This window comes from Nostoc sp. DSM 114167 (assembly GCF_052692655.1).
Genome location: NZ_CP195116.1, coordinates 2957444 through 2969314 on the forward strand (window position 1 = coordinate 2957444; position 11871 = coordinate 2969314).

7 protein-coding genes are annotated in these 11871 nt (G+C 45.2%); 4 read left to right on the top strand and 3 right to left on the bottom strand.

Features of this window, described 5'->3' with window-relative positions:
• Positions 1 to 186 precede the first annotated feature (186 nt).
• Positions 187 to 1632 carry an MFS transporter gene (locus NSTC731_RS12630; protein ID WP_445631105.1) on the bottom strand — a complete coding sequence of 482 codons (1446 nt, stop codon included), beginning with the start codon at positions 1630 to 1632 and terminating at the stop codon, positions 187 to 189.
• 799 nt (positions 1633 to 2431) lie between these two features.
• Between NSTC731_RS12630 and NSTC731_RS12635 the strand changes: the two genes are divergently transcribed.
• The 4 genes from NSTC731_RS12635 to NSTC731_RS12650 all read left to right on the top strand — a co-directional run bounded on the left by NSTC731_RS12635 (position 2432) and on the right by NSTC731_RS12650 (position 7300).
• Positions 2432 to 3433, top strand: a complete 1002-nt coding sequence (locus tag NSTC731_RS12635; RefSeq protein WP_445631106.1) for an ABC transporter substrate-binding protein — start codon at positions 2432 to 2434, stop codon at positions 3431 to 3433.
• A 374-nt stretch (positions 3434 to 3807) separates the two neighbouring features.
• Complete coding sequence (locus NSTC731_RS12640) at positions 3808 to 5382, top strand: sugar ABC transporter ATP-binding protein (RefSeq protein WP_445631107.1); 1575 nt, start codon at positions 3808 to 3810, stop codon at positions 5380 to 5382.
• Entirely contained in the window at positions 5375 to 6322 is a 948-nt protein-coding gene (locus NSTC731_RS12645; RefSeq protein ID WP_445631108.1) for an ABC transporter permease, read from the top strand. The genes NSTC731_RS12640 and NSTC731_RS12645 overlap by 8 nt, the downstream gene beginning before the upstream one ends.
• A 159-nt stretch (positions 6323 to 6481) precedes the next feature.
• Positions 6482 to 7300: an ABC transporter permease gene (locus NSTC731_RS12650; protein ID WP_445631109.1), complete on the top strand. Its 819-nt coding sequence runs from the start codon at positions 6482 to 6484 to the stop codon at positions 7298 to 7300.
• Positions 7301 to 7607: 307 nt separating this feature from the next.
• Here NSTC731_RS12650 and NSTC731_RS12655 read toward each other — a convergent pair whose 3' ends face one another.
• Positions 7608 to 10730 carry an efflux RND transporter permease subunit gene (locus NSTC731_RS12655; RefSeq protein WP_445631110.1) on the bottom strand — a complete coding sequence of 1041 codons (3123 nt, stop codon included), beginning with the start codon at positions 10728 to 10730 and terminating at the stop codon, positions 7608 to 7610.
• A gap of 115 nt (positions 10731 to 10845) precedes the next feature.
• Positions 10846 to 11826 (bottom strand): HEAT repeat domain-containing protein, encoded by a 981-nt coding sequence (locus NSTC731_RS12660; RefSeq protein WP_445631111.1) that lies wholly within the window; start codon positions 11824 to 11826, stop codon positions 10846 to 10848.
• Positions 11827 to 11871 lie beyond the last annotated feature (45 nt).

The window sequence follows — 11871 nt, forward strand, 5'->3', positions numbered from 1 at the left end:
TAAAGTCAGATTTATGTAATAACAGATTTATAGAATCTGCTTTACTGACATTAACTTAGTCACTAAGTTATAAATCTTTCTTACTGTAAAGTAAAGAGATAAGTTAGCAGTTCTTCCTATAGGTGGATAAATCTCAAAGTTGAGTACAACTTTTTGTGTTCATATCCGCAACAAAGAGATTTCATCCTAACTACCTAAGTCTTTTTTAACAATGAGTGGCACAAGTGAAGCTAATCGTAATACACCAGATACAATAAATACTTCTGCTATGCCAAAAGACCCAGCAAATTGAGCGATGAAGCCACCGATAGTTGCTCCTAAAGCACCACTTGCCCCAGCAACAGCTGCTGCGATCGCAAAATATATAGACTGATTTTTCACTGGTGCAATCTCTATCTGAAGATTGTTGTTACACAAGTCAACTCCTCCCCAATTAGCTCCAATAAAAATGTGTAACAGCGGCAACCATAGCCAGAGATCGAGAGGACTAGAACCCATCTTTAGCCACAGCCAGGGTACGACGGCAATGAGAATTCCATTAGAAATTAGAATCGGACGATTGCCTATTTTATCTGCTAATCTACCCCAGACGATTAGCATTAGCATGTGTGCTCCTGCTCGCAGACTGTTGTAGAAAGTTACCCAACTCACATCCAAGCTCAAGGTATCTAGCAAGTAGAGGTTAAAAAACGGGGCACTTAGATTAACAGCAAATGTCCATGAGCCGAAATAAAGTAGAAACACCAAAAAATTAGAGTTCTTCCAAATGCTGTTATCTATCTGGTTTTGAGGAGTTGGCATTTGCGGCAGAGAGATTGGTTCAGATATCTCACCAGGTTCATTTGGTGCCGAGTCCGACTGAATCTCACTGGTTTGAGATGAGTTAGCATAATAAGTATTTTGTAGTTGAGGATTTATATCAACCTGAAAATACTGACACCCCAAGCTCACAATTCCAAAGATAATGCCTAAGAGCAAAACCACCCCATAACCTTGAATAGCTCCCCCATACCAATGTGATACGGCTAGACCGGCTATTGGCAAACCGACCAACTCGGTTAAGTTAGCAAGGCTATTGCGTAGCCCGAAATATCTACCTCGTAATTGCCGTGGAACCAACATTGCTATCCAACTCAACCAAGATGCGGCTCCTAGTCCTCCTAAAAAATGGCTGCATACGAGAATCAAAAGCGACAATATCACTAATTGGTTGGAATTAAGCCCTCCCCAACTAAAGCTAAAAATGCCAATTACTAAAATCAGCCATAGTAGCCGACCAATCCCATGAGTGCGAAGCGAATACTGAAAACGGCTAGTGCTGCGTTCAGACAAATAAGCACCCATCGGCTGAAAGAGATTTACCAGCATCGGGATAGAACTCACCATACCAAATACCACTGGACTGGCATCTAACCCTACCAAGAAATTACCTAGCAAAATTCCACCAGTACCAATAGAGAAAAGTGCTGCGAAAATACCATCGATAGTAGAAGCACTCAAACTGGTGCGAACAGCATCTTTAGGAATACGAGGGCTGAGTGTTGAGCTAGGAGAGAGTGTTGTTGATGGTGAAGCAATCTGAGCAATTTCTATAGAAAGAGGCGCACCTGTTTCAATTTGAGAAGAATCCATAAATCTAGTATTTAAGAAAATAATTTAGAATTTACGTATCATACACATGTACTATACTAAGTTTAGGCTTTTAAGCTGTGTCTAACACCAAAAAGAGTTGCAGTCAACAATTGAAATGTATATATTGACTGTTTGTTATCTTTTGTGCCTAAAATTATTGTCATTGATGTGCTGAAAATCGTTTTCAAGTTTACAGATGGCAGTTTATCTCTGGTTTCTTGATTGAAACCGCAGGAATAGTCTAGACTTCTTGGCATTTGTCGGGAAAAGGGGAAGGTGGGGTTCCAAGAAGGGGAAAAGGGAAGGGGTAAAGGAATAGAATTTTTCCTTTCCCTTTAACCTTTTCCCTTTTCCCTTTAACCTTTACCCTTTTCCCCAAGAGTACAAAAAGCACAAATGCCAAGAGGTCTTCTGTATACTCATCGGGTATTTTGTTTTTATTTTAAGAGTTGATATACCCGATTTGCGAAGTGAGATAGCAATACTACCTCAACGGTCTGGAAAAACCGGGTTTTAAGATGCAGGTATCCGCAGAAGCAGTATTGATCGCGGGTGAGCATAAAAGCATAAATTAGAAGTCAAAACGGAAGAAAAAGGCATGACCCGCACTGAATTCCGCTATGGCAGGTTTTAGCACGTAATTTTGCTACTTATCCACGTTTAGAATGAACAGGTTCAAGCAAAATACAAAGATGGCATTCTCAAGCTGACGCTGCTCAAGGCTAAATCTGAGAAGAACAAGGTTGTAAAAGTATTCTGGGAGTTAGAGTGTCTTTTTTTGTTTCATACAACAAAGCCGATGAAGAAGAAAACCTGTTTTGGATACTCAGATATCGGAGCTTATATGCCAAAGTTGTTGGTATTTAGTGCCTACGTTGCGATCGTTGTTTCGGCTTTCTCGCTGTCTGCCTGTATACGCGAAAAAACAAAAAAAATTGTCGGATTTTCGCAAACGGAGAACATTGGGCCGTGGCGCATTGCCGAAACGAACAGCATTAAGGAGGAGGCCGCCAAGCGTCAGAAAACTTATGATTTTCTGATGACAGATGCCCAAGGGCAGACATCGAAGCAATTTGCCGACATTGAGGATCTAATCGCACGACAAGTTGATGTTATATTTCTTGCACCACGTGAGTATGAGGGTCTTACGCCCGCCCTCGAAGCAGCCAGAGCGGCAAAAATACCAGTTTTTCTCATCGACCGTGAAGCAGCAGGAAGACCAGGCGAACATTTCGTCAGCTTTCTGGGGTCGGATTTTATCGCCCAAGGGCGCCGCGTTGGTGAATGGCTAGCCCAAGCGACCAACGGTAAGGCATCCATCGTGGAACTCACAGGAACAGCGGGTTCATCGGTTGCAATCGATCGGGCTAAGGGATTTCGTAATGCGATCGCTAGTTATCCCAACATGAAAATCATCGCCACGCAGACGGCGGATTTCTCACGGGCTGCGGCCCAACGTGTAATGGAAAATATCATTCAGGCCAAGGGTGCCGACATTACCGCAGTGTATGCTCACAACGACGAAATGGCATTGGGTGCTATCCAAGCTCTCAAATCCGCAGGTATGAAGCCTGGTAAGGATGTGATGGTTGCTTCAATCGATGGTCAAAAAACTGCACTTGAGGCGATTATCCGTGGTGAGCTTGGTGTCAGTGTCGAATCAAACCCGCGTTTTGGCCCACTTGTTTTCGCCACAATGGAAAAGTATTTTGCTGACAAGAAAATTCCTCCAAGGATTATTCTCAAGGACAGACTCTTCGATGTTACCAATGCCAAGGATTTTGTAAATGAAGCATACTAATACTAATTCGTAATTCGTAATGACGCTCCTGCGTCGCTTGCCGCTGGCGCTAACGTAATTCGTAATTAAGAAAGTCAGATATTGTTTGGGTTTCGGGGTTTGAATATGTTGCCGGATTTTAGAGAATTAGTATAAGTAGTTCTCACCCTAATACTAATTCGTAATTCATAATTCAGAAAGTCAGATATTGTTTAGGTTTCGGAGTTTGAATATGTTGCCGGATTTTAGAGAATTGGTATAAGTAGTTCTCACCCTAAAATAGAAAAAAGATAACCTGGAATTTTCCTGAGCCTCCACGATGGACAAAAAATTACTATAGTGCGAAGTGAAGGATCTCCACTCTCGGCAATGAAGATAAAAACTGGGTAAAGCCGATGAATCAGGCAACTCGAAATGTCCTGTGGATGACAGGTATAAAAAAAAGTTTTTCCGGCGTGCCAGCACTCTGGGGCGTGGATTTTGAACTGAAGGCAGGCGAGATCCATGCACTGGTTGGAGAAAATGGTGCTGGTAAATCAACGCTGATCAAGATTATGACGGGGGCTTATCGGCGAGACTCAGGTGTTATGGAGTACGAGCAGAAAACCGTTGCATTCGAGAACCCGACCGAAGCGCAGGCGGCAGGCATTGTAGCCGTCTACCAGGAGATTCAACTGGTGGGTTTGCGAACCGTTGCTGAAAATATTTTTCTTGGCAGGGAGCCGCATCGCTTCGGCATTATTGATAGACGGGTAATGAATACTAAGGCCGCCGATATACTGGAGCGCCTGGGGTTGCATATCGACCCGCGCTCAGTGGTTGGTTCGCTCAATATTGCTCATCGCCAGATGGTGGCGATCGCCCGCGCCATATCCTTTGGTGCGCGGGTGCTGATCCTCGATGAACCCACGAGTTCGCTGACGGAAACTGAAGTTTCTGTTCTTTTTGATGTCATGCGTCGCCTAAAGTCGCAAGGAACATCCATCGTCTACGTCAGCCACCGTTTTGAAGAACTTTACGCCGTGTGCGATCGCGTCACGGTACTACGTGATGGGCGCAACATCGTGACGCGATCGCTCTCTTCGCTGACTCGTCTAGAACTCGTTTGTTTTATGCTAGGTCGTAAACCCGAAGAGGTAAGCCAAGGAGTCACGGCATTTGCAGAACACTCGCAAAACACGCCTTGTCGGTCAGTGCTGCTCCAGGCGGAAGCTCTCAAATATAAAAAACGGCTCAATGGTGTTTCCATTGAAATGCGGCATGGCGAAATCGTTGGGCTTGCGGGTTTGCTCGGCTCTGGTCGTAGTGAAACGGTGCGTGCCTTGTTCGGGGCTGAACCTCTTGAAGGTGGAACTGTAAAACTCGAAGGTAGTCTTTTATGCCTGCGCGATCCTCATGATGCCATAGACGCAGGCATAGCTTTCCTTTCTGAAGATCGCAAGGCGGACGGGATCATTCCTGAGCTTTCGGTACGCGAAAACCTCACGCTTGCTGCCCTACCGAACCTTACACAATGGGGCATTGTTTCCAGAAAACAACAGAGCGAACTTGTAGAGCGTTTCATGCAGCGTCTTGATATCAAGGCAGCCAGCGCCGAGCAGAAGATCCACGAACTATCGGGTGGCAATCAGCAGAAGGTGCTTCTGGCGCGATGGCTGTGTAAGAATACCAAACTTCTTCTCCTCGATGAGCCAACTCGCGGGATCGATGTTGGTGCAAAGCGCGAGATCCAGCAGCTAATCGCCGAACTAGCAGAGCAAGGGCTGGGAGTTCTGATGATTTCATCAGAAGTGGAAGAGTTGGTTGAAGGTTCGCAACGTGTCGTCGTCCTGCGTGACGGACAGTCAATTGCGGAACTCAGTGGCGAGCAGAAGAACATCAAGGCAATTCTGCACGCAATGGCAGAAGGTGCAGATCGTCAGGAAGCCGTCGGTGGACAATCCCAAACAGAGCAAAATACAAATGAGTAGCAAGAAGTCCGATCTGGGTTGGGGAACCCTGTGGAACCCAAACTTCGGTGCATTTGCGGCACTCTTAATTCTCTATGTTGCCAACGCCATCTTCACACCGCGTTTTGCAACAATTAGCAACACATTGAATATGTTGCTGCAAGTATCCACAACAATGTTGGTTGCCGTTGGTATGACCTTTGTCATTGCCTCCCGTGGCATCGACCTGACGGTTGGCTCTACTATGGCATTGGTTTCAGTCATTGTGGCATTGCTGATTAAGTATGGGATGACTGTGGCCATCTTGTTCGCTTTGAGCGCGGCTCTGTTGGTTGGTTTTATCAATGGCTTTCTGATCTCGCGTCTGAAACTTGATGCTTTGATTACCACCTTGGCGGCTCTGATCTTATGGCGTGGGATTGCTCAGGTTATCGGGGACGGTAAGCTCGTTCCTTTTGTCAATCCGACATTTGAAGCGTTGGGAAAGGGCTATCTCGGTTCTATACCAATTCAAGTTGTAATTGCGGCAGTAGCGATCGCGGCAGCTTTCTTCTGTATTCGCTCTACACTTTTGGGCCGTCATATCGTTGCAGTCGGCGGCAATGAGGAGGCTGCACGGCTTGCGGGTATCCGTGCGGAGCGCGTGAAATATATAGTTTATATAATTAGCGCCCTGCTTGCCGGGTTAGCCGGACTGATCGAAACAGCGAGGCTGGGCATGGGCGATCCGAGTAAGGTCGGTGTCAACGCAGAATTTGATGCGATCGCGGCTGTTGTTGTTGGCGGCACGCCCTTCTCTGGTGGTCGGGCAAATATCCTCGGCACTGTTGTCGGGGCCTTGCTCATGCAGGTGATTTCCACAAGTTTCAATATGCTGCTGATTCCCTTTACCTGGTCATTAGTTTTGAAATCCGTAATCATTCTTTTCGCCATTTTTTTGCAGCGTCCAAGGGAGGTTTAATGCGTCATGCCTGCTACAAGGTCTCTTGCGCTTACGGGTTTGCGGCATCTTGCCAAGCTCCTCACCTCCCAGGGCGTGCTACTCATGCTCTTTAGTTTGGCTGTTTTCGCATCCTTTCGTTATGAAACGTTCCTGACACCTGTTAATCTCATGAACATCATGCGACAGAATAGTATGCTGGCGATCGTGGCGCTAGGCATGACTGTCGTGATCTTGAGTGGAGGAATCGATCTGTCTGTGGGTTCCCTTGTTGCTCTAGGCGGTGTTGTTACAGCAATGCTTGCCGGACAAGGAAGCTTCGTGGCGATCGCCAGTGGCATTGCTAGCACCACGTTGCTCGGTGTAGTCAATGGTCTTCTTGTGTCTCAGGCGCGGCTTCAGCCGTTCGTTGTTACCTTATTCACTGCCAGCGCTGCACGCGGTCTGGCGTTGAGCATCACCGAGGAAAAGTCCATTGCCGTATCATCGGCAGCATCGGGATTTATTTGGCTGGGTAGAGGATTCATTGGTTGGGTTCCTGTACCTGTGCTGATAGTTGCACTCTTATATTTTGCAGCTTGGTTTATGCTGCACAGAAGCCGATTAGGTTTGCACATATTCGCTATTGGCAATAACGAGGAGGCTTCTCGGCTCATGGGCGTGAACCCAAACCGAGTAAAGCTGGCAGTCTACACATTTAGCGGGTTGCTGTCAGGGCTTGCTGGTATTATTCTCGCAGGCCGTTTAGGGGCGGGTCAGCCCGTCGCTGCCTTTGGCTGGGAAACAGATGCGATCGCCGCCACCGTCATGGGAGGAACGTTTCTCGCAGGAGGTCAAGGGAGCGTGTTTCCGACGCTAGTCGGTGTACTTTTACTAGGAATGATGTACAACCTTTTAAATCTTGAGGGAACCATTACTCCTTGGTGGCAGCTCGTACTTCGTGGGGCCTTCTTGCTTTTGGTCGTGCTTTTTCAGCAGCGTATTGTGCAGAGAAGCTGAGTTTATTGAAACGGTTGCAGTTGTTCAGAGTTTTTGAGTCTGTTCAATAGTTATTGACTCTAAGCGATCGCTTTACAAGAAAGGCAGAGGGCAGAGGGCAGCTATGCTGAAGTTCAGGAGTATCAATTAAAACTAAAGTTGCAGGGTATAAAGCTCAGTTAAAACTGATAATTATACTGAGACTGCTTGCAGCGAGGTATAAAACGTCCTTGTTTAAATCCCACTCTTTTAAGGGTGGGTTGCCTTCTGCCTTCTGCCTCCTGCCTTCTGCCTTCTGAATCATGCTCGACTTTACCAAAAACTATTATTAACTTTTAACTGCTGGCAGATGCTTTTTTTCAGTTTTCCTACTCTGCATACTCAGCTTTTTCCGCCATGTCTCCATATAAATGTAAAACACTGGAGTCAGATACAGAGTTAATATCTGAGAAAACACCAATCCACCAACGATCGCAATCCCTAAAGGACGACGCGCTTCTGAACCGACTCCTGTCCCCAAAGCAATGGGTAATGTCCCAATTAAAGCTGCCATCGTCGTCATCATAATTGGACGGAAACGAATCAAGCAAGCGGCATAGATGGCATCAAAGGAATTTTTTCCTTCCTTTCGCTGGGCTTCAATGGCAAAGTCTACCAGCATAATCCCGTTTTTCTTGACGATGCCCACTAAGAGAATTATGCCGATGAAAGAGTAAAGATTTAAATCAACCTGGAAAATTAGCAGCGTCAGTAATGCACCAAAACCCGCCGAAGGCAAACCAGAAAGAATGGTGATTGGGTGAATGAAATCCTCATAGAGGATACCGAGAATCAGATAGATGACTACAATAGACACCAACAACAGCACGCCTAAATCGTTGAAGGATTGTTGGAAGGTTTGGGCTGAACCTTGAAAGCTGGGTGTAATTGTTGAGGGTAGCACCTCACTGGCTGCTTGCTTGATGGCATCTGTAGCTTGACTCAGAGACGTTCCTGGAAGTGTGTCAAAAGAGATAGTTGCAGAGGGGAGTTGAGCAACGTGAGTAACCGTGAGCGGGCCGACACTCTGGCTAATATTAGCGATCGCACTCAAAGGAACAAGTTTTCCAGTACTTGATTGCACATAGAGCATCGATAGGGCGCTAGGATCTCGTTGAAATTCCGGTTTGACTTCCAAGATTACATAGAATTGGTCATTTGGCGTATAAATAGTGGAAACCTGGCTAGAACCATAAGCGGCGCTGAGGGTTTGTTCAACTTGTTGAGCGGTAATCCCAAGGGTTGCAGCTTTGTTGTGGTCAAATTTGACTTGGATTTGAGGAGTGCTGAGTTGTAAATCACTGTCAACATTCTGGAGTCCTGGTAGGGTTTTGACTTTATCTACAAGTTTAGGAACGTATTGGCGCAGGTCTTGTAAATTCAAACTCTGCAAGGTGAATTGATAAGTAGAATTGGTTTGTTGTCCGCCGATGGGAATAGCTGGCGGAGAACGGAGGAAGGTTTTAACCCCAACTACACGTCTCAACTTGGGGGTTAACTCTTGAATGATTTGGTCAGCATTCAATTGACGTTGAGAACGTGGCTTGAGCCGAATCGTAATTCGCCCGGAGTTTACCGACGCATTCGGCCCACTTGCACCCACAATCGAGTCAACGGCTTCAATGTTAGGGTCTTGACGAATGATATCAACAACCTTTTGCTGGTGACGGCGCATATCATCAAAAGAAATATCTTGCGCTCCTTTGGTGTTGGCCGTCAGTTGTCCGGTGTCTTCTGTAGGAATAAATCCTTTGGGAACGATGACGAACAAATAGACGGTCATTACCAGCAGAATGCCAGAACCAATCAGTGTCATCAAGCGGTATCTTAAGACAGGCTTAAGAGTCCAATCATATCCCCGCAGTAGTAAATCAAATGCCCGTTCTGAAACTCGATATAGCAGATTTGGTCTTTGTTGATGCGAACGCAGAAAGCGACTGCATAACATGGGGGTGAGACTGAGGGAAACAAAACCCGAAACCAAAATTGCCACTGCGATCGTCACGGCAAATTCATGAAATAATTTCCCGATTATTCCACTCATAAACATAATCGGGATGAACACCGCCACTAGGGAAAGGGTCATTGACAAAATTGTGAAGCTGATTTCCCTCGATCCCTTCAATGCCGCGTCTAGGGGAGATTCACCCATTTCTCGATAGCGGACGATATTTTCCAACACAACGATCGCATCATCCACCACAAAGCCCACAGAGAGGGTCAACGCCATGAGTGAAAGGTTGTCTAGGGAGAAACCCGACAGATACATCACCGCAAAAGTGCCAATAATTGCTACAGGTAACGCCAAACTGGGAATTAGGGTAGCTGTTATGTCACGTAAAAATAAGAAAATCACCAAGACAACTAGACAAACCGAGAGAACCAAGGTAAATTTCACATCATTGACAGAGGCTCGGATGGTTTGGGAGCGATCGTACATAATCCCCATTTCAATGGATTTGGGAACTTGTTCGCGGAGTGTAGGTAAAAGTTCTTGGATGGCATCAACAATATTTACAGTATTAGCACCTGGTTGCGGCTGTACAGCGAGAACAACAGAATGACGATTTGTTACTTTGCGATCGCTGTACAAATTGGAGACTTTGACGTTTTGTTCGCTGTCAATTACCTGCCCCAAATCCTGGAGCCGCACGGGCGCACCATTTTTGTAAGTTACAATTAGCTGGCGATAGCTGTCAGCATCGGTGAGTTGACCGTTCGCCTGAATCGTATAACTTTTGTAAGTATCAGAGAGACTGCCGGTTGGTAAGTTGACATTTCCCTGTTGAATTGCAGTTTTTACCTGATTTAGACCAATTCCCCTTGATGCTAACTCTCGCGGGTCAAGCTGGACGCGGACTGCATATTGCTGTTGACCATAGACCTGTACCTGAGCAACACCATCAATCATTGAGATTGGCTGACCAACTGTTACCTCTGCGTATTCATCTACTGTGGAGATTGGCTGTGTCTCAGAATACATATAGAGGTAAAGAACCGGTGAGACAGATGGGTTAACTTTGCGATAGGTAGGCGGGTGAGGCATTCCGGCAGGTAGTTGTCCGGCGGCGGCTGAAATCGCCGCCTGTACATCTTTGGCGGCATCTTCCACTCTGCGGCTAAAGTCAAATTGTAGGGAAATGTTAGTGCTGCCTGTGGAACTGGTGGAATTGAAGGAATTGAGTCCGGCAATTTCGGTAAACTGTCTTTCTAGCGGTGCGGCGACTGAAGATGCCATTGTTTCTGGGGTAGCACCAGGGAGACTAGCAGAGACAGAAATAAAAGGATATTCAACGTTGGGTAGGGCGCTGATGGGTAACAGTAGATAACTCATGAGACCGAAAATGAGGATACCCATCATTACCAAAGTGGTCATGACTGGACGACGGATGAAGAGTTCTGAAAGGTTCATGAGTTTTGTTCTCCCAGAAATGTGGTGAGGATGCGTTGGCGGCAGCCTTGCCGTTAGGCATCGCTAAATATAATTTCAACGTGAATTTGATCGATTTGTAATAGGTGCAACAACTTTATCTCTGATTTCTAAACATATCTAACGCCTCTTTCACTGCTTCTTTAACAACTGGATCTGGATCTTCTAAAAGCTGCGATACAAACTCCACAGCCTCAAATGCTTTGATTTTTCCTAAAGCAAATGCCGACCGACTCCGAACCCATTTGCTAGGATGTTGAAGTCCTTGAATTAAGGCATCTACTGCTCGAAGTTCTTCGAGTACTAATACTACAGAAAAGCCGGAATCATATTTTTCGTCTTGCAGCAGATTCAGAAGAGTATTAACTACTTTATTTTTCAGATTATTTGGGGGAATTTCTATTCCATAGCTATTGCTCATATATAAATCGTTATGAAGTAGTTGTACGGTTTGCCAAGAGGAATCTTCAGGAAATATTTTCAGAAATCTTTCGAGAGCTAAGTCTGTAATTTTTGAGTTGTATTTTCGATATGCATCTGCATACTTTTTCTCGTCTTTCTCTATGTAACCTTTGCCATCGATAAATAATCCCCCAGTCTCATAAGATTCTGCTAAAGTCAACAGCATGGCTGTTAAATTACTGTATCGCAGTGAAATTTCTACAATTTCGGAGATATGAATTACAGGAGAAGTTGTTTGTTCATCATCTGTCGCGACAACGGCTAAAAACTCGATATCTGACATACAGACTGGCAAGACAGGTTTACCTGCATACTTATACATCAGGGCTATTTCTTCATGTTCCTCCACCCAAGTTTTAGCTTCTGACACTGCTGAATCTAAACTTAGAAGAAACATAGGATAAAATATCCAATCATCTGCACAGCTATCCATTGGGTATCCATTTGACCATTCATAAATTTCCCGAACTTCTTGGGATACTTGAAAAGATAAGGTACTCAACACATTATCTATTTCTAATGGAGTTAAACCTGATGCCAATGATGCAATCTTTGCTGGATGATTTTCTTGAAACCAGTAATGAATTCGGGTTAATGCATCTTTAATATCTGACATAAGTGTTTAATTCATAATTTAGAAAATCAGATTTAGTCTTGGTTT